25 protein-coding genes, 1 tRNA gene and 1 riboswitch are annotated in these 26,508 nt (G+C 38.1%); of the genes, 13 read left to right on the top strand and 13 right to left on the bottom strand.

From position 1 onward, the window contains the following. The first annotated feature begins 37 nt into the window (after positions 1-37). The 5 genes from IR135_RS05400 (at position 38) to IR135_RS05380 (ending at position 3,605) form a co-directional block, all read left to right on the top strand. On the top strand, positions 38-994 hold the full coding sequence (locus IR135_RS05400; protein WP_135097400.1) for an NAD(P)-dependent oxidoreductase: 957 nt from the start codon (positions 38-40) through the stop codon (positions 992-994). A gap of 49 nt (positions 995-1,043) precedes the next feature. Then, a riboswitch (SAM riboswitch) is annotated at positions 1,044-1,149 on the top strand. 70 nt (positions 1,150-1,219) lie between these two features. Further along, positions 1,220-1,396: a hypothetical protein gene (locus tag IR135_RS05395; protein WP_167753369.1), complete on the top strand. Its 177-nt coding sequence runs from the start codon at positions 1,220-1,222 to the stop codon at positions 1,394-1,396. A 229-nt stretch (positions 1,397-1,625) separates the two neighbouring features. Continuing rightward, entirely contained in the window at positions 1,626-2,117 is a 492-nt protein-coding gene (locus IR135_RS05390) for a hypothetical protein (RefSeq protein ID WP_135097398.1), read from the top strand. Between the two features lie 126 nt (positions 2,118-2,243). Continuing rightward, positions 2,244-2,627: an RrF2 family transcriptional regulator gene (locus tag IR135_RS05385; protein ID WP_135097396.1), complete on the top strand. Its 384-nt coding sequence runs from the start codon at positions 2,244-2,246 to the stop codon at positions 2,625-2,627. An 84-nt stretch (positions 2,628-2,711) separates the two neighbouring features. Further along, complete coding sequence (locus tag IR135_RS05380; RefSeq protein WP_135097394.1) at positions 2,712-3,605, top strand: NAD(P)/FAD-dependent oxidoreductase; 894 nt, start codon at positions 2,712-2,714, stop codon at positions 3,603-3,605. A 50-nt stretch (positions 3,606-3,655) separates the two neighbouring features. On the opposite strand, the gene IR135_RS05375 is transcribed toward IR135_RS05380, so the two are convergent. Beyond that, positions 3,656-4,303 carry an HD domain-containing protein gene (locus IR135_RS05375; protein WP_135097392.1) on the bottom strand — a complete coding sequence of 216 codons (648 nt, stop codon included), beginning with the start codon at positions 4,301-4,303 and terminating at the stop codon, positions 3,656-3,658. A gap of 135 nt (positions 4,304-4,438) precedes the next feature. Between IR135_RS05375 and IR135_RS05370 the strand changes: the two genes are divergently transcribed. Beyond that, positions 4,439-4,522 (top strand) — tRNA-Leu (locus IR135_RS05370). 55 nt (positions 4,523-4,577) lie between these two features. On the opposite strand, the gene IR135_RS05365 is transcribed toward IR135_RS05370, so the two are convergent. The 7 genes from IR135_RS05365 to IR135_RS05335 form a co-directional block, all read right to left on the bottom strand. Next, complete coding sequence (locus tag IR135_RS05365; RefSeq protein ID WP_135097390.1) at positions 4,578-5,207, bottom strand: helix-turn-helix domain-containing protein; 630 nt, start codon at positions 5,205-5,207, stop codon at positions 4,578-4,580. 80 nt (positions 5,208-5,287) lie between these two features. Continuing rightward, positions 5,288-6,463, bottom strand: coding sequence for an FtsW/RodA/SpoVE family cell cycle protein (locus tag IR135_RS05360; RefSeq protein WP_135097388.1), 1,176 nt, complete (start codon positions 6,461-6,463; stop codon positions 5,288-5,290). Between the two features lie 189 nt (positions 6,464-6,652). Next, positions 6,653-7,600 carry a metal ABC transporter solute-binding protein, Zn/Mn family gene (locus IR135_RS05355; RefSeq protein ID WP_135097386.1) on the bottom strand — a complete coding sequence of 316 codons (948 nt, stop codon included), beginning with the start codon at positions 7,598-7,600 and terminating at the stop codon, positions 6,653-6,655. A 35-nt stretch (positions 7,601-7,635) separates the two neighbouring features. Then, positions 7,636-8,481, bottom strand: coding sequence for a metal ABC transporter permease (locus IR135_RS05350; protein ID WP_135097384.1), 846 nt, complete (start codon positions 8,479-8,481; stop codon positions 7,636-7,638). After that, the gene (locus IR135_RS05345) at positions 8,478-9,224 is read right to left on the bottom strand and encodes a metal ABC transporter ATP-binding protein (protein WP_135097382.1); all 747 of its coding nucleotides are present in this window, start codon (positions 9,222-9,224) and stop codon (positions 8,478-8,480) included. The genes IR135_RS05350 and IR135_RS05345 overlap by 4 nt, the downstream gene beginning before the upstream one ends. Positions 9,225-9,813: 589 nt before the next feature. Then, the gene (locus IR135_RS05340) at positions 9,814-11,223 is read right to left on the bottom strand and encodes a sodium/glutamate symporter (RefSeq protein ID WP_135097380.1); all 1,410 of its coding nucleotides are present in this window, start codon (positions 11,221-11,223) and stop codon (positions 9,814-9,816) included. Between the two features lie 146 nt (positions 11,224-11,369). Further along, positions 11,370-11,930, bottom strand: a complete 561-nt coding sequence (locus tag IR135_RS05335; RefSeq protein ID WP_135097378.1) for a TetR/AcrR family transcriptional regulator — start codon at positions 11,928-11,930, stop codon at positions 11,370-11,372. Positions 11,931-12,067: 137 nt separating this feature from the next. On the opposite strand from IR135_RS05335, the gene IR135_RS05330 reads away from it, so the two are divergent. From IR135_RS05330 to IR135_RS05320, 3 genes are all read left to right on the top strand, one after another. Beyond that, positions 12,068-12,826, top strand: coding sequence for an SDR family oxidoreductase (locus IR135_RS05330; RefSeq protein WP_135097376.1), 759 nt, complete (start codon positions 12,068-12,070; stop codon positions 12,824-12,826). 155 nt (positions 12,827-12,981) lie between these two features. Beyond that, on the top strand, positions 12,982-13,329 hold the full coding sequence (locus IR135_RS05325; RefSeq protein WP_135097374.1) for a c-type cytochrome: 348 nt from the start codon (positions 12,982-12,984) through the stop codon (positions 13,327-13,329). Positions 13,330-13,494: 165 nt separating this feature from the next. Then, positions 13,495-13,680: a hypothetical protein gene (locus IR135_RS05320; protein ID WP_135097372.1), complete on the top strand. Its 186-nt coding sequence runs from the start codon at positions 13,495-13,497 to the stop codon at positions 13,678-13,680. 45 nt (positions 13,681-13,725) lie between these two features. Here the strand turns inward: IR135_RS05320 and IR135_RS05315 are convergent, their stop codons facing one another. Together IR135_RS05315 and IR135_RS05310 are read right to left on the bottom strand one after the other, a co-directional pair. Further along, entirely contained in the window at positions 13,726-14,727 is a 1,002-nt protein-coding gene (locus tag IR135_RS05315; protein WP_135097370.1) for an LLM class flavin-dependent oxidoreductase, read from the bottom strand. Positions 14,728-14,878: 151 nt separating this feature from the next. Continuing rightward, positions 14,879-15,160: a hypothetical protein gene (locus IR135_RS05310; protein ID WP_135097368.1), complete on the bottom strand. Its 282-nt coding sequence runs from the start codon at positions 15,158-15,160 to the stop codon at positions 14,879-14,881. Positions 15,161-15,511: 351 nt separating this feature from the next. On the opposite strand from IR135_RS05310, the gene IR135_RS05305 reads away from it, so the two are divergent. The 3 genes from IR135_RS05305 to IR135_RS05295 all read left to right on the top strand — a co-directional run bounded on the left by IR135_RS05305 (position 15,512) and on the right by IR135_RS05295 (position 21,314). Beyond that, positions 15,512-17,083, top strand: coding sequence for a glycosyltransferase (locus IR135_RS05305; protein WP_135097366.1), 1,572 nt, complete (start codon positions 15,512-15,514; stop codon positions 17,081-17,083). Between the two features lie 22 nt (positions 17,084-17,105). Next, entirely contained in the window at positions 17,106-19,232 is a 2,127-nt protein-coding gene (locus tag IR135_RS05300) for a bifunctional glycosyltransferase/CDP-glycerol:glycerophosphate glycerophosphotransferase (RefSeq protein WP_167753368.1), read from the top strand. Positions 19,233-19,508: 276 nt separating this feature from the next. After that, positions 19,509-21,314, top strand: coding sequence for a M3 family oligoendopeptidase (locus IR135_RS05295; protein WP_135097362.1), 1,806 nt, complete (start codon positions 19,509-19,511; stop codon positions 21,312-21,314). Between the two features lie 342 nt (positions 21,315-21,656). Here IR135_RS05295 and IR135_RS05290 read toward each other — a convergent pair. Next, positions 21,657-22,801, bottom strand: a protein-coding gene (locus tag IR135_RS05290) for an IS3 family transposase (protein WP_135097360.1) whose coding sequence is annotated in 2 segments (ribosomal slippage) — positions 21,657-22,555 and positions 22,555-22,801 — 1,146 coding nt in all. Because the reading frame shifts where the segments join, the coding sequence is not laid out codon by codon here. Between the two features lie 839 nt (positions 22,802-23,640). On the opposite strand from IR135_RS05290, the gene IR135_RS05285 reads away from it, so the two are divergent. After that, complete coding sequence (locus IR135_RS05285) at positions 23,641-24,783, top strand: cation:proton antiporter (protein ID WP_198687200.1); 1,143 nt, start codon at positions 23,641-23,643, stop codon at positions 24,781-24,783. A 139-nt stretch (positions 24,784-24,922) separates the two neighbouring features. Here IR135_RS05285 and rlmH read toward each other — a convergent pair whose 3' ends face one another. Together rlmH and IR135_RS05275 are read right to left on the bottom strand one after the other, a co-directional pair. Next, complete coding sequence (gene rlmH / locus IR135_RS05280) at positions 24,923-25,402, bottom strand: 23S rRNA (pseudouridine(1915)-N(3))-methyltransferase RlmH (RefSeq protein WP_135097358.1); 480 nt, start codon at positions 25,400-25,402, stop codon at positions 24,923-24,925. 314 nt (positions 25,403-25,716) lie between these two features. Beyond that, on the bottom strand, positions 25,717-26,505 hold the full coding sequence (locus tag IR135_RS05275) for an MBL fold metallo-hydrolase (RefSeq protein WP_135097356.1): 789 nt from the start codon (positions 26,503-26,505) through the stop codon (positions 25,717-25,719). Positions 26,506-26,508 lie beyond the last annotated feature (3 nt).

Raw genomic sequence — 26,508 nt, 5'->3', positions numbered from 1 at the left:
TAGTATTCTATTAAGAGTAATAGAAAGCAGGTTTATTATGGCCAAAATATACAGTGCAGTTAAACTTCCTGATACTGCTGTAAAAATTATTGAAAATCAAAATATTGAATTAGATATGCACGATGAACTGACAACACCGGAACAGGATCAGATTATTGAAAAAATTAAAGATGCAGACGGCTTAATTACCGGCGTCAATGTCCAGGTGCCGGCCGAAGTAATTAAGGCGAGCGACTCGCTGAAAGTTATTGCTAATGTCGGTTCAGGCTTTAACAATATCGATGCTGAAGAAGCAAATAAACAGGGTATTGCTATAACAAATACGCCTGTTCATGATTCTGTCGCCTCGACCGCAGAGCTTGCAGTCACGTTAATGCTGGCTTTATCTCGGCGTGTACTGCCGGGTCACGACATGGCAGTTAAAAATGAATTTAACGGCTGGCAGGTAATGGGTTACTTAGGCGGTCACCAGGTTGTGGACAAAACACTCGCGATTGTCGGCTTTGGACAAATCGGACAGTATATTGGAAAACTGGCTCAGGCATTTAATATGAAACTTCTGTATGTTGATCCAGAAGAAAAAGATACAGATATTACTGCTGAAAAAGTAAGTCTTGAAGAAGCTTTAAAAGAAGCAGATTATATAATTACACAAGTAAACTACAACGAAACCTCCCATCATCTATTCGGTAAAAAAGAATTTGAACAGATGAAAGAGACTGCTTATTTCATCAATACCGCACGTGGTGGTGTTGTAGATGAAAGTGCGCTTGTGGATGCTCTGAAAAATAAGCAAATCCAAGCCGCAGCCCTGGATGTTCACGAAGAAGAACCGCATATTAACGAAGAACTTGCGAAACTTGATAATGTAATTCTGACACCGCACATCGGTAATGATACCTATGAAGCGAGAAATGCAATGGCAGAAACTGCAGCCGATCAGGCAGTTAAAGCCTTGCAGGATGCTCAGCTGGATTATCAGGTAAACAAATAAGATGAAATAAGCAAAGCCTCACAGTATAATACAATTAAATAAAATAGTTCTCTTATTAAGAGTGAGTGAAGGGACTTGGCCCTGTGAAACTCCGGCAACAGCTTGTAAAAGCGATGTGCCAAATCCAACAGTTGCAATCAACTGGATGATAAGAAGCCGCGTTAAAGCTCTTCTTAATTTCAGAAGAGCTATTTTATTTGAAAAAAATAAAAAGGTGGTAATCAAATGAAAACCGTCCGCGAACTATTTTCAGAATTGGATGAGTGGAAAGCTTACAAACCGTCCAGCACGATGAGCAGCATAGCAAAGTCGAATCATATTATGAGACTGAAGCAGGAAATTAAAAATCGAATTGATGTTGAAGAATATAAAGATTATATACTGTTGAAAGAAGAAAGATGAAGAGTATCCCATGATTTACTTTGGTATCATTAACTAAAAGCAGAAAAGGAAGATTAATGATATGCTCTCCTTTGGTACAATCGTAAAAATCATATTACTCATAGTTTCATTTATAATGATGCTTATTACAGAAATGAAGCATAAATTAGCTAAACCGGAATATAAAACAAATATACAAAGACCTGGTTCTTTTATCACCTTTTTTCACAGGTTACTGCTGGTGCAAAGTGTGATTTTGGCTGTTCTTACAATTGTGATGACGTTAGCAGGAGAAACAGAAGCCTCATTAGTATTTGCAGTTGTGACATTCTTCAGCACAATCCTCACAGCAGGTATTAAGCGGAAATATGATATGACCTATCAGGAAAAAGAAGATTACTTCATTCTTACAATTAAAAAGCAGCAGGTTAAAGTTTGTTATGAAGATATCAGCCATTTTCAGCTGGGTCTTCAAAATATCTGGCTGCAGGATAAAACAAAGCCAAATCAGGAATTTATCGGTGTGAATTTGGCTTTGTTTAAACCGGAAATTTTGATTAGAACATTGACTGAAATGACTATTAACGGTCAGTTTCCACGTGTGGAAGGTGTGTATCCGGACAATAGTGTCTATCCTGATGATCCGCTTAGAAAAAAAGAACTGACAGGTTTTTTAATTAGACACCGCTACGATTATTTGATAGAAGACTATATAAAACAAATGAAAAGTCAGCAAGTTTAATACAGCTTGTTTAAAAATAACTGCCCGTGTAAAAAGCAGATAATTTACTCGTAAGCATTTGTACTTGCTTTTCCATCCCTTCCCCCTTATTATAGACTCATAATATCCATAATTAGAGGTGAAGCAATGAAATTCTCAAGAGGTACAGATTACGCGCTGCACGCTCTCGCTTATCTAGTCAGCAGAAAAGACAGTGATGAAAAGATTCCGGTAGCGGATCTCGCAAAAAAACTCGATGTTTCAAGCACTTACCTTTCAAAAATACTTGCACGTCTCGTTAAATATAAATATATTATTGCAAACAGCGGCGCCAAAGGCGGTTACTCACTGCCTGCCGACTGGGCAGATATTTCTGTTTACGATGTCATCGTCGCGATTGACGGTGAACCGACTCTGTTTGAAGACAGCTTTAATCATGGAAATGAATGCAAAATTCAAAGATTGATGATGGAAGTTGAAACGGATATGGTGCAGTCTCTTAAAAAAAGAAGTATTAAAGATCTGATCTAAAAAGACGATTTGAATACAAGTCGTTTTTTATCACGCTAATTATGGATATTATAACTCTATAATATATATTAAGGTGGAATAATTATGTATGATGCTATTATAATAGGCGGTGGACCAGCAGGTCTGAGTGCCGCTTTGAACTTTGGACGCGGACTAAAAACAGCATTGGTTATCGATGCGGGTGAACCGAGAAACAGAGTGACAGAAGAATCTCACGGCTATCTGACTCAGGATGGCGTTAGTCCTGCAGAATTTAGGAAAGCGGCAGAAAAAGATGCTTTGAGTTACGATGGCGTGTCGCTGGAACGAGATTGGGCTACAAACATCGAAAAAACAAATGAATATTTTACAGTTACCACAAAGAAAAAACAATATACCAGCCGTCAGGTGCTCCTCGCTGCAGGTATCAGAGAACATTCCCCTAAAATTAAAAATTTCGAGCAGTTCTACGGCACTTCGGTTTTTTACTGTCCATGGTGCGACGGCTATGAATTAAGAAACCGCCGTCTGGCAGTGATGGTTGACGAAAACTTCATTAATCATATGCCGATGCTGATTTCTAACTGGAGCAGCGAATTACTCATATGCATGAATGGAACCGGTGAAATTTCAAATGAGAACAAAGAGCTTTTTGAAAAAAAAGGTTTTAAATACGAGGAATCAGTTATTACAGAACTAAACGGCGCTGATGGTGAAGTGAAATCAATCACATTTGAAGACGGCACGACTGAAAATATCGAAGGTATGATTGCAATGATGGAATGGGATACACACTTCGATTTCCTTGAAGGTTTGGATATTAAACGAGGCGAAAAAGGGGAAATCGAAACCGATCAATTCGGTGCAACTTCAGTTCCCGGATTATTTACTGCAGGCGAAACAAAAACTAATTTTACCGGACAGCTGATTAATGCGGCGGCAAACGGTGCGGATGTTGCGAAATTTATGATTATGCAGCTGGTGCAGAAAGACTATTAAGAAGCATACAAAAAGCACGATACAAACTGGTATCGTGCTTTTTTCTATCTTTAAAGTTCTCCCTTCCATTCTTTAAAGAAAGTTTCGAGAAATTGCTTCATAAATGCTTCCCGCTCTTCAGCTATTTTAACTGCTGCCGGGGTATTCATCTTATCTTTTAACAGCAGTAATTTTTCATAGAAATGGTTAATAGATGTCGATTCACCATGACGATATTCTTCAAAGCTCATACTGTCTCTGACAGGAATTTCCGGATCGTACATCGCCTGCCCCTTGGTACCGCCGTACTGGAAAGTTCTCGCAATTCCTATGGCACCTAAAGCATCCAGACGGTCAGCATCCTGAACGATTTGAGCCTCGATATAAGAAAGTTTTTTTCCAGTACCGCCTTTAAATGCCATGGTCGTGATGATGTTTATAATCGTATTGATGGCCTTATTATCAACTTCATTGCTCTCAAGCAGCTTTCTGATACGTTCCAGTGCTGTATTAACATTAGAAGTCACCTTATCATCCGGGATATCATGCAGCAGCGCAGCTGCGATGACGATAAAAGAATCCGCTTCTTCATATTTTAATATTTCCCCGGCAATATCTCTGACTCTCTTGATATGGTACCAGTCATGCCCGCTCTTTTCGTTCAGCAGTTCAGCCTTGACCCACTCTTCAATATTTACTAATACTGTCTTTTCATCCATGAAAGAATGCCCTCCGTCAGTTATCATAGTTTTACCTTTATTATACGTTGTTTCATTAATATTTAACAAAATGATATAAAAATATTGACACAAAGAGGGTTTTTATATTATTGTTAAAGAATATTATTATATTAAGCGGATATGGCGGAACTGGCAGACGCGCTAGAATCAGGCTCTAGTGTCTTAATCGACGTGGGGGTTCGACTCCCTTTATCCGCATTCTCTAAAAGACCATTCAATGAATGGTCTTTTTTTATTGCAGCTGTCGAATAATTTAACTGGAAAGCATTTTTACCGCTATTTTAACTGCCAAGGCATCATCAATATATCCCATCGGGAATACATAATCCGGAATTACATCAACGGGAATAATAAAATATAACAAAGCACTCCCCATAATACCCAATTTATAATTCGCAGCTTTCCCTTCCGTAAATTGAGTATAAAATTCTTTTAAGTGTTCAATAAATGGACCTGCACCGCTCACTTTCTCTACCTTTTTCTCAAATTGCCCAAGTATTGTTTCTCTTCCTTCTTCTGTCTTTGCACAGTGTTCATATTGTTTTAACTGCTGCCGTACCTCATCAACACTAAAGTCATTATTATAGAAATTAGTCTCTGCAAGAGTCTGATAAATTTCATCTGCGGATAAGGAAACATCTGATGTGTCAGCCTGATCCTCAGCATTCATAGAATAACCAGCAGCATCCAGCAGCTCATTTATCGAAATACCTAAATGTCCAGCGAAGGTATTGATATGTCCGATATTTACTTTGCGCTTCCCGTTGATAATGCGAGAGACAGTCGCTTTATCAATACCGGTTTCACTGCTGAACTGTCTCAATGATATCCCGCGTTCATCCAGCAGCTCTTTTAATCGGCGGCCAAAGTTCTCTGCACTCATATTTTCCTGGTCCTTTCTTATTTTAAAATTTATGTATTCATTTTAATAACTGGTATTTTTCTATCAACGTTTGCTAACTGTTAAGCCTCTGTTTCTCTTTTAATTTCTTTGGCTGCGAGCACCAGTAAGCCGACTGCTATTGAAATGCTCAGAAATGACGATCCGCCCTGACTTAAAAAGGGGAGCGGTATGCCCGTCAGCGGAATCAGACCCGATATACCGCCGAGATTAAGAAATACCTGAACACTGATATAAATCGCAATCCCGATACAAAGCAGACTGTAAAATCGCTGTGATGCTTTAAAAGAATAGTAAATCGCTTTACCAACGATTACTATAAACAGCAGCAGTATTACGATAACTCCAATCAAACCAAGCTCTTCTGCAATCACTGCAAAGATAAAATCTGTATGAGGCTCCGGCAGGTATCCGAGCTTCATGATACCGTTGCCTAGACCGCCACCGGTCAAACCGCCATGCGAGATGGATATCAATGAGTTAGTTAATTGATAACTGGTACCGTCAGCATCCGAGAAAGGATGCATGTATGTTTCTATTCTCGCACGCTGATAGCCGGATAGAATATTACCGGTAATCACATAACGTACTCCGATCAGCAGCGACAGAATCACGGCTAAAATACCCGATACTTTAAAGATAATTTTCACAGGAAATCCTGAATATAAAAACATACCGGCAATAATAGAAATTGTAAGCAGCCAGGTGCCAAAATCATTAAGCAGCACAAGACATGAAATACCACCCACCAGCAGAAGGGGCAATAAGTTTTCGGCTCTCTGTGCCGACAGCTTTTGATATTTTTGATTATAGATATAAGCAAGATACAAAATTACCACTATTTTAAAAAATTCAGAGGGTTGAAAACGCCCGAGAAACGGCACTTCTAGCCAGCGGCTTTTACCATTTACTTCTACACCAAAAATATGAGTCAAAAGAAGTGCCAGAAATATCCCGATAATCATGAAAAGCTGCAGCCGTTTATCTTTCAGCAGCTTTGCAGGCATTAAATATGCCATAACAAATACAAGTAAAAAACCAATAACAGTATATTTAAGCTGAGAAAAATAATAAAATTTCGGGTCGCTGTAATCACCCTGCATTGCCATTACCATGCTTGCGGAATAAATCATAACAAGTCCTGTTAAACTTAAAATAATATATGTAATTATTATAGTGAAATCTATGTTTTTAGAACTCTCTCTGAGGATGTTGAACAATCTTTTAATAGATTTCATATATAAATGCCTCCACAGTTAACACTTTTAAAAATAAAGATGATCTAAATTAATCTACTAGGTAATATAGGATACCGTTGACAAAATGTCAACGGTATCCTATTTTTATCTGAGATAACCATGAAGATGGTACTAATAAAAATAAACGATAAGACTCGGAGTATTTTCCAGAGCTTATCGCTTAGTTAGTTAATTACCGCTCAATTCATCATGAATCAGATTAATATTGTAATTTAAATATTTAATATAAGTATCCACTTCTTCTCCTGATTTTCCAATTTCATCGGAATATATCGGTTTACTGGAAAGCGGTACTCCTGTCTGGCTGGATACTGTTTCCATCGGCCGCGTATCGACGTTTGACTCGATGAATAGCACAGGTACATCATTCTCCTCTATAAAGGAAACAAGTGAATTAATTTGTTTCGAAGAGCCCGTTTCTTCAGTGTCGATTGCCCAAATATATCCTTCTTCAAGGCCGTAATCATCGGCTAAATATTGAAATGCACGTTCGCTTGTCACCAAAATACGGTCATCTTCAGGAATATCATCTATTTTTTGCTGATACTCTTCTTCAATCTCTGTCAGGCGTGTAAGATATTCTTCTGCTCTCTCTTCGTAGTTTTCCTTATTCTCAGGGTCTTTTTCTATAAAACAGTCCCGCATATCTTCCGCCATTTTTATACCAGCTTTAGGACTGATAAAAGCGTGAGGGTTAATTTCTTCATCTTGTCCCTCGTCATCTGTAATATACATCGGGTCAATACGATCTGTCAGATTGCAGACATTCTCCGTATCCTGATTTACAGATTCAATCATTTTATGGAACCAGCCGCTGTCTCCGCCTTCAAGGTTTAAACCATTATAAAAAAGGAGGTCTGCATCAGTAGCTTTGTTCATATCCTGCGGCAGCGGCTCGTATTCATGCGGGTCTGTTCCTGTAGGAACCAGGTTATGGATATTTACATCATCTCCGCCTATTTCGCTCGCAAGGTCTTCCAGGATAGTAAATGAAGTCACAACCTCTAATTTATCATTTTCTGTTTCATCATTAGCTGTACTGTCTCCGCCTGTACAAGCAGCCAGAGTGAGTACAGCCAGCAGCAGACTCATTACATGCGTTATTCTTTTATTCATTTCAATTGTCTCCTTAAACTTTATGTCTTATTTAATTACACTCTTTTTATTTTTCTGAGCAGCGGCCAGATAAGACCCTGCTTAGGTGAAAAAATCAACACTAATAAAAAGAGAATCGCTGAGGCAATCGCAATAACGGGTCCTGACGGCAAATCGTGATTATAACTGTAATAAATACCAACCACTGCAGCAGCTGCCCCAAAAGATGCAGACATAACAATCATTACAGGCAGCCTGTTTGTTAATAAATAAGCAGTGGATGCAGGTGTTATTAAGAGAGACACTACCAGTATCACTCCGACAGTCTGCAGAGAAGCGACCGACACAAGTGTTAACATCACCATCAAACCGTAGTGAATAAATCGTGTATTTAACCCGTAAACTTTGGCCATTGTCTCATCAAAAGTAGCTATTAAAAGTTCCTTATAAAACGCAACAACGACAGCAAGGACGAACACGCTGACACCTGCTGTAATCCACATATCAGAAGTTCTGACGTGCAGCACATTCCCGAATAAAATCTGCGTCAGATCTGTCGCACTTTGAGCTTTTGTTATTAAGATAATACCGAGCGCCAGTGCAGTCGAGAAGACAATTCCGATGGAAGCATCTGTTTTAATTCTGCTGTTCTGATTAATCGCTCCAATACCTAGGGCTGCAATAACTCCAGCTACAACAGCACCGTAGAAATAAGAAATTCCAAGCATATAAGAAATCGCAATACCCGGCAGAACAGCATGGGAGATAGCATCTCCCATTAAAGACATGCCCCGTAGTACGATAAAGCTTCCTATAACACCGGAAATAACACCGACCATAATCGAAGTGATTAGAGCTTTTTGCAAGTATTCATAAACCATTAAATCATTTAAAAAAGTCATGATAATTTACCACCCATATTTTCTAAAACAGTTAGAGGCGCATTGAAGGTCCGTTCCATTAATTCAGGCGTAAATACATCGGACACAGCACCCGCTGCCACCAGTTCCTTATTCACTAAAATCAGCTCATCAAAATAATCTTCGACTTTAGTTAAATCATGGTGAATAACAAAGAGAGTTTTTCCCTGATCTCTTAACTCTTTTAAAATATTTATAATAATTTCCTCACTGTGGATATCTATGCCGACAAAAGGCTCATCCATGAAGAAAATATCTGCATTTTGTGCCAGACTTCGGGCCAGAAAAACCCTTTGCTGCTGTCCGCCTGAAAGTTCACCAATTTGTTTATCAGCAAAATCTTCCATTCCAACTTTTTTTAACGCTTCTTCTGCAATTTTTTTCTCTTTTGTTTTAGGCCGGTTAAATAAACCAAGCTTCGGATAAGTTCCGAGTAAAACAGTATCTCTCACTAAAATCGGAAAATCCCAGTCTATATTTGATCTTTGAGGAATATAAGCAATATTCCCCCGGACTTCTTCAAGAGTTTTTTCATTTATTTGGACTTCGCCTGAATCCTTGGCTGTTAAATTAAGCACAGCTTTCATGAGAGTGGATTTACCAGAACCGTTTGGTCCGATAATTCCTATTAACTTTCCGCTTTCCATAGAAAAATTAACATCTGTTAAAGCTATTTTATTTGAGTATGAAACAGTTAAATTTTTAACTTCAAGTGACGTTTTCAAACCTTTACCTCCTTAGTGTAACTAAAAATAAGAATGGCCAAATTTAATGTTTAGGTTACCCTAAATTAAATATAGCATAACAAATGTATCACTAATTTACAAATCAATAAAAATAAATGATTGAGAAGGAGAGTGAAAAATTTGAAGATGGTGATGGGATACACATGAGATTCTGTCATGCCAACCCCAAGAAGCGGGGATATATATGAAAACCTTTCATACCAATCCCAAGAAGCGGGGGTACATATGAAAAACTCTCATGCCAATCCCAGGAAGCGGGGATACATATGAAAACCTTTCATACCAATCCCAAGAAGCGAGGATACATATGAAAACCTTTCATACCAATCCCAGGAAGCGGGGATACATATGAAAACTTTTCATACCAACCCCAAGAAGCGGGGATACACATGAAAACCTTTCATGCCAATCCCAAGAAGCGGGGGTACATATGAAAAACTCTCATGCCAATCCCAGGAAGCGGGGTATTACTTTAATGAATATAATAAAATACACCCTGATTGTTAGTATAAATCCAACAACCAAGGTGCATTTAAAATTCGCAAAATATTTTATTATTCATTCAAAGTTACTGTTCAAGTTTTCTTTTACCGAAATAAAACAGCCCGACAGCCATACCTATAATCAACATCAGTATTGAGAAAATAAGAAATGGCCACGGTCCCCATATAAAGATGAGCGGAGCAGATAGCGCTGTGACCAGACCGCCGCCGAGGAATGGTTCAAAGACCAGCTGCTTATAACCGAAACCTTCAGCTGCCGGAGATTTCATTTCCGGATCAGCGACACGCATGAGCATCAGTCCTGTAGCAGTCACCCCTGTAGACTGTCCGAAGTCACCAATAGCTCTTTCAAACCAGTAATCCGACATCATTCTTGGGCCAAAAACGAAGAATCCGAACAGGTTCCACGCAATTCCAAATAAAGCTAAGATTAAGAATGGAACTAGGTATTCTCCGATGACTGAAATGGAAACAGTCGCTATAGCACTTGCAATAAGTATATCCAGTGAAAATCCTTGTATACTGGTTATCGTATTTCTGTCTACCAGCTTCGATGTATCGAATTTGCTGATAAAAATCTGTACAATTAAACCGCCGATCATTGCCAGTGGGAATAATGGTATATAGGTCATAAAGTCGGAGCCGAATAGCGCAGCTTCCAGCCAAGTGATTCCCTGCAAGATGATATACCCGACAAAAATCGCCAGTCCAACTATAGTAAAATGAAAAGTAAATGTATCGATTGATTCAGGTCTGACAGTCTGTTTACTGCCTTCTCCGCGTTCTTCCACTTCAACGATACCTGCTTTTTGAGTTGGTGACAGACCTTTAACATCAGTAATCATCTGGGTCTTGTTTTTACGTACTCCCCAGTTAATCAGCACAATACCAACAACAACTCCGGATAATATACCGACCGTGGCCAATCCGACAGCAATATCGTAGGCTTCCGGAAATCCGAGTTCTTCAAAAGTAGACTGCAGACCGGCAGCTGTACCGTGTCCGCCTTCAAATCCAACTTCAATAAGCGCACCAATAAATGGAGGCATGTCATAGAAGGGCACCAATATTAGCATCGCCAGCAGTAAACCGAATACATATTGTCCCCAGCCCAATGTCCAGCCGAATGCAAGCTGCGGTCCTCCAATGTTCCATACCCTTTTCAAATTTGGAAGGACGGTTCCTATAAATAAAGTAGCAAACACTATGTTTATCATTAGGCCGGGCAGTGCTGACCACACTTCAATAATTTCTGAAGTCAAAATACCAGTTGTCCAAAATGATTCTTCTTCTGTAAAATTCTGAAGTATCTTACCCAGCACTTCAGGACCTAAAAGCAGGGCAAGAAAACCTCCGATAACCGATGCCGGCAAAAAAAGATTCTGCATCCATGTCGAGTGAATCCTGACCCACTTACCAATCAGCAGAAATAATCCCAGATAAAGCAGGGCAAATCCTATTTGTTCCGGACTCATAATTTCCCATCTCCTCTCTTTTTATCTTTTTCAGACTATAGAAATTAATCAATAATATTCATAGAGCCATTCTATCAGAGGGGGGAAAATTTTTCTTAACACGAACCCGAAAATTTAATATAAATCCCTGGAGAAAATAATATTAATTACTTTCTCGTTATGTTCAATATTTTTACCAACTGGTCGTTCAAATAGTCTGCACTATAAGAAAAATCATTTTTATACCAGTTGATAATCATACCGATAATAGCATTGGACTGGTAGGATGCAAACATTTCATGATTAAAATCTCCCTGCTGTTGACCCATATCTTCTAAGAACAACTTATCGATTTCATCAAACAGCATATAGTAATATCTTAATGGAACTTTTCTTGAGAAAATAATTTCGTAGAAAGATTTATATTTTTCAATATGATGAAAGATACGGATTGTTGAAGAATCCAATTCATCCACATTCAAAGTCGCCACCCGACGGTAGGGTTCTTTATAGGAATTCGCCAAATCTAATGTTATCTCTTTAAAATATTCCTCAAATACATCTTCAATTTGCCCGTAATGTAAATAAAAAGTTCCGCGGTTAATTTTAGCTTGTTTACAAATTTCCGTTATAGAAATTTCGCCGAGATCTTTATCATTTAATAATTGCAGCAAAGCCCGATGCAGGGCTTCTTTCGTTTTAACAATGCGCAAATCATGCTTGGACATCTTTTCACCTCTTATTGAACAACATTCTATACTTCCGTCCATTAGTGAACAGTTATCAGATTTTTGATTATTGAAAGCGTTTACCTTCATTATTATAATAAATAATAGACAGTTGTACAATAGAAGGAGGATACAAAATGAGATTACAAGACAAAGTTGCCATCGTTACAGGTGCAGCATCAGGTATGGGTAAAGCAATCGCAGAAGCTTATGCAAGAGAAGGTGCTAAAGTTGTCGTATCTGATTTAAACATAGAAGGTGCAGAGGAAGTTGCAGCAAATCTTAAAGCTAATGGTGCGGAAGCTTTCGCAATTAAAACGAATGTTTCTGCAGAAGAAGAAGTTGAACAGTTATTCGAAGAAACGAAAAAGAACTTCGGGAAGCTGGATATCTTAGTTAATAATGCAGGTATTATGGACGGCATGGAGCCGGTAGGTGAAATTTCAAACGACAGATGGGAGAAATTATTTGCCGTAAATACGACCGCAGTTATGAAATCGATGCGTTTAGCAGTCAACCTGTTCTTAGAACAAGGACACGGAACAATCGTCAATAATATTTCAGCAGGCGGGCTGTACGGTGGACGTGCAGGGGCGGCTTATACCGCATCAAAACACGCAGTGGTCGGTTTAACGAAAAATACTGCATTTATGTATGCAGATAAAAACATCCGCTGTAACGGAATTGCTCCCGGTGCGGTAAAAACAAATATTGGCTCATCAATGAGTAATATGAGTGAGTTTGGAGCTCACCGTCAAAGTCAGGGCATGTCACTTAATCCAAGAGCAGGGGAGCCGGAAGAAGTTGCGGAAGCAGCGGTCTTCTTAGGTTCAGACGAAGCAAGCTTCGTTAATGGACAGGTTCTTGCAGTAGACGGCGGATGGACTGCGTACTAAGCTGTTTAAATAAATAGATCATGTGAAGAAATTGAATTTTATATTTATAAAGAGTATGTAATACCAAGCAGCTGATTACTGGTGATTCTACAACCTCATTAAAGTTATGATATATTGGGTATGTAATAGTATTACAAATTTTAGGGGGTCAGTTTATGAATTTGAAGAAATTTCTAATGGCCAGCGGTCTTTCTATGGTACTCGTTCTCGGTGCTTGCGGAGGCGACGAAGATGCAGGTACTGATGAACCTGCAACAGAAGAAGACAGCGGTGCTTCAAGTGGAGATGTCGATGCTGAAGGTATCGCACAGAGCACATGTGCATCATGTCATGGTGAAGACTTCTCAGGTGCTGTTGGGCCAGCACTTGCAGGCACTAGCCTCAGCGAAGACGAATTCGAAGAAACCGTGAGAAACGGTAGTGGACAGATGCCAGCTTACAGCGAAGATCAAATCAATAACGAAGAACTTTCTGCACTCTACACTTTCTTCAGCGAACAATAAGAAAGAAGATCGTCCTTCTGGACGGTCTTTTTTTATGTCCTTTATATTATTCATAATTTTTTACCTCTTACGGACGACAAATAACCGCTCACGAAAAAATCACCTTTAGATACTGTTTTTCGTTATATACTGTGTTTAAGAATTTTAACGACAAGGGGGATGGTTATGAAGGCGGAATTGATTATAAATGAGCATTTAAATGAGGATGAAGTCAAAATCCATACTAAAACAGTAACCTCAGGAGCCAGGATTTTGTCCTATATCGATCACTTTACAACAGACCGGGAAAATTTAATTATCCGTTCCGATGATGAATTTTTAATGATTCAAAAATTGAATGTTAAAAATTAAAAAGCTTCTACCCCTATCAACAGGTTAGAAGCTTTTTCATGTTATCTAGAACCACAGGTCTGCCAGCAGTTCCATCGATTGTTTCCTTTTTTCCGGATCATACGTATACGTCACAATAATCAGTTCATCTGCTCCGGTTTCTTCCGTAAATTCTTCCAGTTTTTTTCTGACTGTTTCAGGTGAACCAACGGCTTTCAGGCTGAACATCGCATCCATCATTTTTCTTTGGTCTTCTGTTCCTAATTGTTCAGGATCCACAGGAGGCTGAAGTTTACGCTGCTGGCCGGTCTGCATATCCACCATCATCTGTGTCGTTGTTGTCCAGATTTTTTCTGCTTCCTCATCTGTCGGTGCCACAACGACATTAATCCCTGCCATGACATAAGGTTCATCAATCTGAGAAGTCGGCGAATCTGTCGTAAATGCCGAGCGGTACATATCAATTTTCTGTTTATAATCATCGGGTGTAAAGTGCGTTGCAATAGAATAAGGCAGTCCGAGCTGTCCGGCAATTGATGCACCGTTCATACTTGATCCTAATACCCATATCGGAATATTCGTACCTGTACCTACTGTAGAAGTCACTGGAACACTATGACCGAGTCCTTCTTCACTGAACCAGCCGATAAGGTCATAAATAGAGTTTGCAAAGTTTTGTGCATCACTGCTGGTACGTGTAATCAGCTGAGATGTTCTTTGATCGGTACCCGGTGCACGACCGAGCCCGAGATCAATTCTATCCGGATAGAGCTGTGCAATCGTACCGAAATTTTCAGCAACCTGAAGTGGTGAATGGTTCGGCAGCATAATCCCGCCTGATCCGACACGAATGTTTTTAGTCCGCGCTGCAGCCATCGCAATCAGCTGGGACGTCGCAGCGGATGCGAGATTTTTTGTATTATGGTGCTCTGCGAACCAGAGCCTTTTGAATCCAAGCTTATCAATAAGTTCGGCATTGTCCAAGGATGCTTCAATCGCTTCCCTGACCGTCTGGTTTTCCGAAATGCCCACAAGTTCAAGGACATTTAATGGTATATGTTTTGTCATTACAATTAGTTCTCCTTTATAAATTTTATTATCTGTTAATTTAATGTACTTCATTATAATGAGATACTCTCAGCATAAAGCACCGTTTGATAGAAAGATAATTTATTGTTTCAGATTTGTTACTGTTCATACTTGTTAAAAATACTAACAATTAGCAGTTTGTAAATTGAGTATTAAAATAAAAAAGTTCATCTAACCTTCTTTGATCAGATGACTTTTGTTCACTAATATTTACACGTTTCGTTGAAGTAGGGAGAATATCATCAGAACTTATTTGTGCTTCAATTAAGGATTGTACTTCAGAAGTTTCTCCCTGATTCTCTTCAAGATTATTTGCGGCCATCATAATAAATACAATGAGTAAAGCTATACTGATCAGCATCAGAATGAAAAGTATAATTACAGTCATTTTAGATTTGTTTCTTTCCTTCATAAAAAATCTCCTAGTTTACTTTGACTTGATTATATCATTCAGTATATTACCAAAAGGATATCCATTGTCATTTGTCAAAATTCATTCATAAATTTTCCAGATGTAAGTATCTAGCCTGAATATTATTAATACTAGTAAAGAGATCTCATATCCATAATTAATATTATCTTTTAATGTAAATGGGAGAGTTAAGGGTATGCAGTCTATACATGTTAAAATAATAATTTAAAGCTGCACAATTCGTTAAGCTTGTATTTAAGTAAATGTATGTACGCAAGGTTTTTCTTTTATTATAGATTCAAAATAATATAATAGTACTCTAATGAATGAGAATCAGATAAGGATGATTTTATGAAACCCAGGATTATTATTCTGCTTAATTCCATAGATGTAAATAAGGGCGGGCTTACGCACGCATCTCTGAGGCAAGCCAGCACTTTTGCTGATGCCGGCTATGATACCCAGATACTGACATTCCACTATGAACCGCGTTTCCCGATAATCTGTAAAAAGCTCAAAGAAATGGGTAAGGTCAGCGAAAAAGTTGTTATACGTAATATGTTTGAGGAACTGGCATTATACACTGATAAAGATAAGGTTAATATCCGTAAATTGAAAGTAAATCTTTCCGATTATGAAAAAAGCTATGCCATAACCCAAAGAAAAAACTACAATGCTTATAGACTTTATAACAATGGGATATATGAAAAATATATCGCTCTTCGGGATGATGATACTCTTGATTTCATAGACTACTTCAATGAAAACCGCTACAGGGTGAGACGAGAGAATTATAACTATTACGGTCAAGTGAGCAGAGTGCAGTATTTCAGCTATGAAGACAACAAGTTCAAGCAGCAAGTGTTCTTCGACAAAAGAGGAAAGGCCATCTTCAGTTTCTGGCGTGAGCCTTCCACTGGGAAGATTAGCAGGGTCATCCACTTCGGTTCAAATAATGAAGTCATCAGTGAAACAACTGGCAACACTGTGCCCCATAAACTCTACTGGCTGAAAACTGTATTAAACGAATCGAAGTCAAAAATAATGGCCATTTCTGATACACGCAGCACTGACGAACTGCTTGTTAAACTGAAACATTCATACACAACAAAAGCACTGCGTATGCACAGCAACCACCTTAAAAATCCTGATAATCCTGATTCCGAACTAAATAAACGAAACGGCTTTGCAATAGAAAATATACAAAGTGTCGATGCACTTATCGTTCTAACAGAAAAACAGAAACATGATATAGTCAGCCGTTATGGGCATGAGGACAAAGTTTATGTGATTCCAAACTATTATGATCCGAATGTCTCTAAAATCAAAGGATTAAAATCTATTTTAACCACTATGAAACCAGACAGCAGTCAAAGTGAAAGAGACATGTCTAAAGTTGTCATCGTATCAAGATTTTCAGGAATCAAAAACATAGATCATACCATCAAGGCATTCAAAAAAGTCATCGCGGAAGTACCGGAAGCTAAGTTAGAAATCTGGGGGTCCGGGGATAAAGAAAAAGAATATGCAGGTATGATAGAATCATTGGGGCTCGATGATAACGTGCTGATTAAAGGATATACTCAGAATCCAGGAAAAATATACCAAAGCGGCGCTTTATCCGTCCTGACTTCCCACGCTGAAGGTTTCTCCCTTGCGGTCATGGAAAGCATGGCAAATAAAACACCAGTCGTCAGTTATAATATAAGGTATGGCCCATCTGACATGATTGAAGATGGTGTAAATGGTTTCCTCATAGAAAAAAATGACATAGAAGCACTATCAGAAAGAATCATACAAATGCTGAAAAACCCTGAAAAAACAAGAGATATGGGCAATAAAGCAGATAAAACAATACAAACGAAATTTAGCAAAGAAATCTATCAGAAACTATGGTTTTCTCTCACAGATAAACTGCTTTAAGAATTAGAAAGGAACAATAATCATGAATAACCTAATTTCTGTAATCACTCCAGCAGAAAAAAATGAAAAATATATAAATACTGCTTTAGAATCATTAAAAAACCAGAAATACACAAATTTTGAAGTACTGGTACTCCACTCCGATATAGATGCATTGAAAAGAGTGGTTAATGACGAATACCTGGATGATGACAGATACAGATTTATTAATACACCTGCAGATATTTATGTAGGTGCTGCACGCAATATCGGCATTGAAGAAGCAAAAGGCGATTATATATACTTCCTCGACAGCGACGATTATGTATCCGAAAACATACTGCAGCTGCTGCATGATAATATCGGAGAATTTCCGATAATCCGAGGAAGAATGAAATCGACGGATTTCAGCACCAGCTTTGCCATCATACTGCCCGGTACAAATGAAATAAAGATGTATTCAGACAACAGGCATGACTTACTCAGAACAGAGTCAGCAATCAACTACCTGATTTCAAAAAGAATCATAGACAGCATGAATCTAAGGTTTTCCGAACAATTCAAAACTTATTCGGATCTTACATTCATGATTCCATTAATGGAAGAAGTTGAGGTAATACCTTATTCTTACGAAGCAATCTATTTCAGAAGAAGAGGAAACGATCCAATTAATAACCCGTCCCTTAGACAGTCTTCCCTAAAACAGCTCGCACCTGATCTCTTTGGTGTTTATAACCAGCTGAAAACAGATGATTTGAGTGAGGAAGGACAAAAATATCTGGATGACAAACTCCTTAACTTCTATAGAAAACGTTTGGTGACCGAATTTAAAGATGATACTACTATCGATTATTATTTTGCCGGCCTTGTGGAAAGTATAAATAAAATTGACCCGAATCGACTGAGTAACAAAGATTTTATCCTAAAAAATGATGTCAAAGCAATACAATCAAACAAGATAAACAACTTCCGGAAACTAAGCAATTTCAACCATTTTCTGAGAGACATTAAAAATGGTATTACTTCCAGGAAAGGCCGAAAAGAATTACTTTATAAACGTGTATTTAATAACTTAGATATCAAAGATAATCTTGTTCTTTTTGAGAGTTTTCAGGGTAAAGCTTATTCTGACAGTCCTAAATATATCTATGAATACATGCTTAAGAACAAAAGTAACTATAAATTCGTATGGGTTATGAACGAGTCGTCCAAGATACCAGGAAACCCTGAAACTGTTAAACGATTCTCACTCAAATATTATTATCTTGCAAGAGCAAAATATATCGTCAGCAATGTAAGAATGCCAAACAAATACATCAAAAGGGAAGAACAGTCATATCTCCAGACTTGGCATGGTACACCGCTTAAAAGACTTGCAGGCGACATGGACAATGTCCATATGCCAGGTACAAATGCTGAAAGGTATAAGAAAAACTTTAACCATGAAACTAATAAATGGGACTATCTGATTGCACCTAACCAGTATTCTGCTGAAATCTTCAGAAGAGCATTTTGGTTCAATAACACAATGCTTCCAACCGGATATCCAAGAAATGATATCTTAACAAATCATAATGATGAAGAAACCATCAGCAGACTGAAAAGAATAAACCAGATACCAACTAATAAGAAAGTCATTCTATACGCACCTACATGGCGCGATGATGAATATTTCAAAGTTGGGAAGTATAAATTCAATCTGAAACTCGATCTTCACAGGCTGAAAGAACAATTTGGAGATGAGTATATCATCTTGCTCAGAATGCATTACCTTGTTGCCTCCAACATCGACTTAACAGGCTTAGAAGATTTTGCATACGATGTTTCAAAATACAGTGATGTCAGTGAACTGTACTTGATGTCTGATATTCTCATCACTGACTATTCATCAGTATTCTTTGATTATGCCAACCTGAAACGTCCGATATTGTTCTTTACTTACGACATTAAAAAGTATCAGGGACAGCTGCGCGGTTTTTACATCGACATGGAGACGGAACTGCCAGGTCCATTGCTCATGAACAATGATGACGTAATGAATGCGATTGAAAATATCGATGAAGTTACTGAGAAATACAAAGAGCGGTATAACGAATTTTATGAAAGATTCTGCAGCTGGGATGACGGAAGATCATCAGAAAAAGTTGTTGATGCAGTATTCGAAAAATAAACACTTAGAAAAGACGGGGCTAATTTAGATTAGCCCCGTCTTTTTGCTACAGTATTCAACAAGAGTCATCTCATCTACAATCCTAACTCTTGCTGTGTTAATTAAAATCGCATTTTCTTATTAGTTTAAATTCTACAAATATTGTTCCTGCTTTATCGTTTAGCATAGGTGCATGCTCGGACTAATAATGTATATCAGCGTGATTAATGTTTCTCTACATTCATTTCCTGTATGATAAAAATAAATACAGTTTTAATTTAGAGAGGAAGGTAATTGATGAACTACAAAGAAAAATGGGATATGGAGAGTATATTTCCTGGTGGAAGTGGATCTGAAGCTTTCCAAAAACGATTATCAGAAGTAAGAGATAGTATTACAGCTTTTTCTCACGAACTCGATAATTGGGAGCTGGACGAACATTCAAATGATTTTACGTCACTGAAAGGAATCTTACAAAACTATGAAAAAATTTCAAACGCGCTTGGTGAGATGGGGAGTTTTGCGAATGGTTTAGTATCTGCAGATGTTACCGATCAAAAAGCAATGCAGAATTTAAATGCGGTTGCGAACTTACGTAAAGACCTCTCATCACAGAATATTATTTTAAATAAAAAGATCAGTGCACTGACTGAAGATCAATTTAGCAAGCTGTTAGAGGAAGATTTCTTTAAACCGATGCATTTCCCGTTAGAAGAAATACGACAAAAAGAAAAAGATTTACTATCAACTCAAGAAGAAACAATCATCAATCATTTGTCACTAGACGGCTTACAGGGCTGGAATAATATGTACAATCAACTCGTCGCTTCTATTCAAATTCCGGTAACTGAAGATAATGAAACCGTTTATTATTCAGCCGGTCAATTTGAAAACAAGATGAAGTCAGAAGAAAATCCAAAACATCGTGAAAAACTTTTAAAAACTTGGGAAGAAACATGGAAGAAAAAAGCTGATTTATTCTCTACAACGCTAAATCATTTATCAGGATTCCGTTTAAACGACTATGAACTTCACGACTATAAAGATTATATGAAAGTACCACTAGACTACAACCGTATGGAAGAAGAAACACTCGATACGATGTGGGATACTATTACAAAAAATAAAGCACCTTTCAAAAAGTACTTTGAACGAAAGGCGCAACTAATTGGTGTTGATCAATTAGGATGGCTTGATGTTACAGCAAGTGTTGACGTAGGTGATTATACGAACAAGCGGTATACTTACAATGAAGCAGCAACGTTTATTATCGATAACTTTAAATCATTCAGTCCAAAAATGGCAGAGATGGCACATCGAGCTTTTGAAGAGCAGTGGATTGAAGCGGAAGATCGTCCAGGAAAACGTCCAGGTGGATACTGTTCAAATCTTCCTGAATCTAAACAGTCACGTATTTTTATGACGTTTGCCGGTAGCACAAGCAACGTGTCAACACTCGCACATGAACTCGGACACGCATTCCATAGTTATGTCCTGCGTGATTTACCACTATTTAACCAACGTTACGCAATGAACGTTGCAGAAACAGCTTCTACATTTGCAGAACTTGTCGTTTCAAACGCAACGATTGAAAATGCAAGATCCAATGCAGAAAAAATCAACTTACTAGATGTAAAAATTGCTAGAAGTGCGACTTTTATGATGAATATCCATGCACGCTATATCTTTGAACGCAATTTATATAATGAACGCCAACAAGGAACTGTAGACAGCAACAGACTGCAAGAACTGATGGAAGAAGCACAGAAAGAAGCCTATCAAGATGCACTTCGTTCATACCATCCAATGTTCTGGGCAACAAAGTTACATTTTCATATTACAGGTGTACCATTCTATAACTTCCCCTATACATTTGGATACTTTTTCAGCTTAGGTATATACAACCGTTTCTTAGAAGACGAAACGTTACTTGAAGATGACTATATTGCACTTCTTCGCGATACTGCGAGCATGACTACTGAAGACCTTGCTGAAAAGCACTTAAATGTTGACCTGAGAAAACCAGACTTCTGGCAGGAAGCACTAGATTCAGTGCATAAAGATATTGAAGAATTTTTAGAGCTAACAGAATCATATGTTTAATTTATAAATGATAAGCCCATCTATAAGCTGACACCATGAATTTTAAAAAAAGTTTTAGATAACTTCTAAGGTTTGAGTTCGGTAGAATACCGAGCTCAAATCTTATATATATCATGATAATATTATTAAATAGTTATATTTTATCTATTTATGATAATTTTCTCCTTATCATATCCATGTGCATGTTATTCTAATATTCATTTTTTCACAAAGAGCTGGAGATAGTAGTACTTACTAAGCTGAATACAATTATGATCATCTGAGTATGTCTTTTACACTTTCATCTAGACGCGGGAGATGTAATACACTCTTCACATCTCGCTGAACATCAAAATTGGTGTGTCAACAGAATATTAGACAGTTTTTATAGAAGTTTTCTTTATACTCCTTTGGCGTGAGATAATTCAATGCACCATGGGGTCTAATATTGTTATACCAGTTTACGTAGTCGAATAGTTCGATGTTTACTTGTTTTAATGATATAAAAGTATATTGGTTAATAAATTCAGTTTTCATCGCTTTGAACGTGGTTTCAGCCACAGCGTTGTCATAAGGACAGCCTTTCATACTAAGTGATCTTTCAATATCAAAGCCATCTAAAACTTCATCAATCAGCTGGTTATCGAACTCCTTTCCTCTGTCTGTGTGAAACATCTGCACATCTCTTAAATCATGCTTAATGGTGCTGATTGATGACAAGACCAGCTCAGCACTCTTTCTTGAACCTGCACTGTACCCAACAATTTCTCTATTAAAGAGATCAATAAATACACATATGTAATGCCATTTTCCTGCCACTTTTACATAGGTTAAATCGCTGACAATGACTTCCATTGGTTGTGCTCTGTTAAAATCTCGGTCTAGACCATTCGTGATCAGACGCTCGTTCGACTTCGACGGATAGGGCCTATAGCTTGCGATAGTATAGGTTGACACCAGATTATTCTGTTTCATGACCCGACCGATGCGTCTTCTCGAGACTGTCAAACCTAGTTTATGTAACGCATTTTTTATTCTTCGGGTACCAAAACATTTTCGGTTTGAATTAAATACCTGAATAATCGTTTCATTGATATCGTTATCACGCTCACACTGCTTGTTGGTCCTTTGTTTATTAATTACAAAATAATAGGTACTTCTAGAGATTTGCAGGACTTTGCACATTGCTGACACTGAATATTTGTGTGCATTCTTACGAATGACTTCTATTTTCGTCCCATGATCAGCGCTGCTTGCTTTAGAATCTCGTTTTCCATTTTTAACTGTTGAATGTCTTTGCGAAGTCTTCTGAGTTCGCGCTCTTCTTCAGATAAATTGTCAATATGATTAAATGAACCTGTGTTCTGATGATTTTTAACCCATTTATCTAAAGCTGAAGCCGTGAGATCATACTCCCGTATAATTTCAGATTTTGATTTACCATTTTCAAACAATCGGACCATCTGTAGTTTAAATTCAGGGGTAAATGTTCTTCTCGTTCTTGACATAAAAAAACGCCTACTTTCATTGATTTAACAATAACCTCCCTCATAGGAGTTGTCCAATCAAGTGTAGACGATTCAGATGGTATGTTGAAAGTTTCTGAGTTTAATTAAATTTGAATCTACAATCGATATATTATCTTAGACGGCACACTAGCATGTGTCGTCTTTTTTTAAAAAAAAATAATGATACAAGACAATTTATATAGTCCTTGGTATTCCCAGAAATAATAATAACCACCTTCTATTATAGATATTGTTACCCTCGAAATTTAGAAAATATAAAAATATTTTTATTTCTAAATCATAGTCTCAATATAGATATAAAACGTTTTTTCTTTTGACTGTTAGATTTTTTTCAATTCCAAATTAGAAAAGAAGTATGTTATGTCATTTAATAATTTAATAAATAAGATATAATTCCTATATATAATACTATTGAAAGAGAGTGGGAATTACAAGATGATTTTTGTAAGCCATAAACTCATTTCCATTACTGTTTCCTTCATGCCATTTTCTAGCCAGTAACTAACGAAAATAAAATTCAAATTATAACTCAGAATTTGTTATAATTTGAATTAATCTAAGAGATTGATATTATAACATCAAAAGGAATAAAATATTTACCTCCGGGGATTTCTTTGGGAAACCCTTTAAGTTTATAAAAATCAAATGTTTATGATGCGCGTGCAATTCCATTGACTCCTGATAAATTGAACCGATTACAGCAACTACATAGCAACTCTTCCCTGGTACGGGGAAAATACTATATGAAATGAGTTTTAAATATGCCCGATCATCATCTATTAATCGATAACCTTACCTCAGTATGGTGGATAGTGCTGATGGCAGCACTCGCACCGATATTTGCACTCATCTCGCGTAAATATGTGCCTGATGTGGTGTGGCTGCTTGCATTCGGAGTCATCATCGGTCCCAACATGCTCGGGCTAGCTGAGCAGACTGAGGCCGTGGCGTTTCTTCGTGAACTCGGTATGGGTTTTCTGTTTTTGCTGGCAGGTTTTGAAGTCAGCACCTCCGATATGCGTGCGCGCCAAGGTAAGCATGCCGCCCTCACATGGATAATTTGCGCCGTATTGGGCGTTGGTGCCGGTCTTTTACTTACCGATTTTGATATCCGTGTAGCTATAGTGCTCGCTATCGCTTCCACTTCAACGGCTTTGGGAACATTATTGCCTATTCTGAAGGACTCAGGCGGGATGGATACCCCACTGGGCAGGGCGGCGATGACGCACGGCGCATACGGAGAGCTGCTGCCAATCGTGGCCATGTCATTGTTGCTTTCCGCATTTGCACCGTGGCAGGCCTCCTTGGTCCTGATTTTCTTCGCCATGATTGCTGTTTTCGTAGTCGGCATTCCAATACGATTCATTCGAAAGGTCCCACTGCTTGGAAAAGCTGTTGTATCGGCATCCAATACAACAATGCAAACGACGCTGAGGATGACTGTCTTTGCATTGGTTACTCTAATGTTAGTCACAGCAATATTTGAACTTGATATCGCCTTGGGCGCATTCTCTGCAGGGCTCCTGCTCAACGTTGTATTCCAGACTTTTGATCCGGAACACGGGGAGGAAATTGCACACAAAGTTGAGATTGTAGGATTTAGCTTCCTGATTCCGATTTTCTTTGTCACCAGCGGAATGGCAATTAACCTCGGTCAGGTACTCGGGGAATGGCAACTTCTGCTGGGATTCGTCGCATTGATTGCGATTGTTCGCGGTTTGGTGGTATTCCTTAGAGAACGTTGGAGCAACACATATTCGGGTATCGAATCATCGAGAGAACAGATTGCTTTAGGCTTATATTCCGCTACCGGACTGCCGATTATCGTAGCGGTAACACAAGTTGCTGCGTCTTCGGAGATCATTGATCAGGTAACAGCTGCTACTATGGTGACCGGCGGGGCAGTGACGGTGCTCATCTTCCCCCTTATCGCAAAACTCATTCTGACGAAGAGTAGCTGAATATGCATAATAAGTGGTGAGGGACGTAGTATTTGAGCACGTAGTTCTAGGGATTTTAGGCACTGAAAAGCGGAGATTGGTATCAATCTCCGCTTTTCTATTTCATTACAATTGTGATTTAATTTATCCCTTACACCCACTACTTGTGATAAGCTTCATTCCTCAATATTTTATTCACCCTGAACAGCTGCTCCAGCAGCATCACTTTCATCATCTGATGAGGATAGGTGAGTGAACCGAAACTGATCTCCTGATTACTGCGTTTTTTCACCGCATCTCCAATTCCATTGCTCCCGCCGATCACAAACACAACATCGCTTTTTCCGATATTCATCCAACGCTGATATTCCTGTGCAAGTTTTTCACTCGTATATTCTTTACCGTTAATCTCCAACGTCACCACATGCTGCGTTTCTTTTATTTTCGATAAAATTCTCTCTGCTTCTTTATCTTTAATCTGCTCCAGATCTTTCTCGCCCGCATTATTCGGTTCTTTCTCATCCGCCACTTCAATCAGCTCAATTTTTGCATATTTACTTATTCTTTTTTGATATTCTTTTACTGCATCCAGCCAATATTTTTCTTTCAGTTTTCCCACGGTTATCATCATCAGTTTCATCTGTTTCACCTTCGCTTTTCTTGTCTTTTTTCAATTATACATAACTGTGGACAAATTCGTATATTTACTGCAATTTTATTTGTTATACACGGGTTATCCACAACCTGTTGATAACTTTTTAGCACTAAAACGCATGATTCCGCTCTTTTTTCGCACTAATTCCTGCATATTTTATGTATTTTCCCATCTCCCACACACTTATCCACGTTTTCATCCCACTTATACACAAGTTATCACCAAACCTGTGGATAACTTGTTAACAGCCACAAAAATAGACCAAATTGCGCTGTTTTTCTCACAATTTGGTCTTCTTTTTATACCTGATAAATTTCGGTCGGTACCGCCTTATCTGTATCGCATATCATTATACCGTTGTGCGTATCGATGTCGTACTGATTCAGTATCTGTTCAACACTCATACGCGCCAGTTCTTTAATGTTATTATCCAGACTTAAATGTCCTAAATAAATACGTTTTGTATTGCTCGTTATAACGTCCTTCATTGCATGCGCTGCATCTTCATTTGATACGTGACCGACGTCTGATAAGATACGCTGCTTCGTATTCCACGGATATCTTCCCATCCGGAGCATATCCACATCATGGTTGGATTCAAAAAGGAAGACGTCACTTTCTTTAATGATGCCTTTCATCGTGTCCGATACGTATCCTGTGTCCGTAATCAGCGAAATTTTCTTGCTGCCTTTAGAAAATGTATAAAATTGCGGGTCAATCGCATCGTGTGACACGTTAAATGATTGAACATTTAAGCCGAGGATTTCTTTTTCTTCAAGCGCGTTGAAGTGAAATTTCTGATCTGAATTAATAATGATATCTTTACGCTCAATAGCATCCCATGTCTTTTCATTGGCATAAATAGGTATATCGTATTTTTTCGCAATCACTTTCAAGCCTTTAATATGGTCTACATGTTCATGTGTAATGAAAATCGCATTTATATCATGGAGTGATTTACCTATTTGATTGAGCGTTTCATCAGTTTTTTTACATGACAGCCCGACGTCTACAAGTACACTTCCTTCTTCTGTTTCAATGAATGTACTGTTGCCTGTTGAGCCGCTTGCTAAGACGCTCATCTTCATTCC

The organism is Jeotgalicoccus nanhaiensis (genome assembly GCF_015235105.1).
Classification (GTDB): Bacteria; Bacillota; Bacilli; order Staphylococcales; family Salinicoccaceae; genus Jeotgalicoccus; species Jeotgalicoccus nanhaiensis.
Note: the sequence above shows the minus strand (reverse complement) of the source record. Positions and strands in the feature narration are given on the sequence as shown.

Coding starts and splice junctions, on each gene's coding strand:
- IR135_RS05400 (WP_135097400.1), top strand. CDS start 38: ATGGCCAAAATATACAGTGCAGTTAAACTTCCTGATACTGCTGTAAAA.
- IR135_RS05395 (WP_167753369.1), top strand. CDS start 1,220: ATGAAAACCGTCCGCGAACTATTTTCAGAATTGGATGAGTGGAAAGCT.
- IR135_RS05385 (WP_135097396.1), top strand. CDS start 2,244: ATGAAATTCTCAAGAGGTACAGATTACGCGCTGCACGCTCTCGCTTAT.
- IR135_RS05380 (WP_135097394.1), top strand. CDS start 2,712: ATGTATGATGCTATTATAATAGGCGGTGGACCAGCAGGTCTGAGTGCC.
- IR135_RS05375 (WP_135097392.1), bottom strand. CDS start 4,303: ATGGATGAAAAGACAGTATTAGTAAATATTGAAGAGTGGGTCAAGGCT.
- IR135_RS05365 (WP_135097390.1), bottom strand. CDS start 5,207: ATGAGTGCAGAGAACTTTGGCCGCCGATTAAAAGAGCTGCTGGATGAA.
- IR135_RS05360 (WP_135097388.1), bottom strand. CDS start 6,463: ATGAAATCTATTAAAAGATTGTTCAACATCCTCAGAGAGAGTTCTAAA.
- IR135_RS05355 (WP_135097386.1), bottom strand. CDS start 7,600: ATGAATAAAAGAATAACGCATGTAATGAGTCTGCTGCTGGCTGTACTC.
- IR135_RS05350 (WP_135097384.1), bottom strand. CDS start 8,481: ATGACTTTTTTAAATGATTTAATGGTTTATGAATACTTGCAAAAAGCT.
- IR135_RS05340 (WP_135097380.1), bottom strand. CDS start 11,223: ATGAGTCCGGAACAAATAGGATTTGCCCTGCTTTATCTGGGATTATTT.
- IR135_RS05335 (WP_135097378.1), bottom strand. CDS start 11,930: ATGTCCAAGCATGATTTGCGCATTGTTAAAACGAAAGAAGCCCTGCAT.
- IR135_RS05330 (WP_135097376.1), top strand. CDS start 12,068: ATGAGATTACAAGACAAAGTTGCCATCGTTACAGGTGCAGCATCAGGT.
- IR135_RS05325 (WP_135097374.1), top strand. CDS start 12,982: ATGAATTTGAAGAAATTTCTAATGGCCAGCGGTCTTTCTATGGTACTC.
- IR135_RS05320 (WP_135097372.1), top strand. CDS start 13,495: ATGAAGGCGGAATTGATTATAAATGAGCATTTAAATGAGGATGAAGTC.
- IR135_RS05315 (WP_135097370.1), bottom strand. CDS start 14,727: ATGACAAAACATATACCATTAAATGTCCTTGAACTTGTGGGCATTTCG.
- IR135_RS05310 (WP_135097368.1), bottom strand. CDS start 15,160: ATGAAGGAAAGAAACAAATCTAAAATGACTGTAATTATACTTTTCATT.
- IR135_RS05305 (WP_135097366.1), top strand. CDS start 15,512: ATGAAACCCAGGATTATTATTCTGCTTAATTCCATAGATGTAAATAAG.
- IR135_RS05300 (WP_167753368.1), top strand. CDS start 17,106: ATGAATAACCTAATTTCTGTAATCACTCCAGCAGAAAAAAATGAAAAA.
- IR135_RS05295 (WP_135097362.1), top strand. CDS start 19,509: ATGAACTACAAAGAAAAATGGGATATGGAGAGTATATTTCCTGGTGGA.
- IR135_RS05285 (WP_198687200.1), top strand. CDS start 23,641: ATGGCAGCACTCGCACCGATATTTGCACTCATCTCGCGTAAATATGTG.
- rlmH (WP_135097358.1), bottom strand. CDS start 25,402: ATGAAACTGATGATGATAACCGTGGGAAAACTGAAAGAAAAATATTGG.
- IR135_RS05275 (WP_135097356.1), bottom strand. CDS start 26,505: ATGAAGATGAGCGTCTTAGCAAGCGGCTCAACAGGCAACAGTACATTC.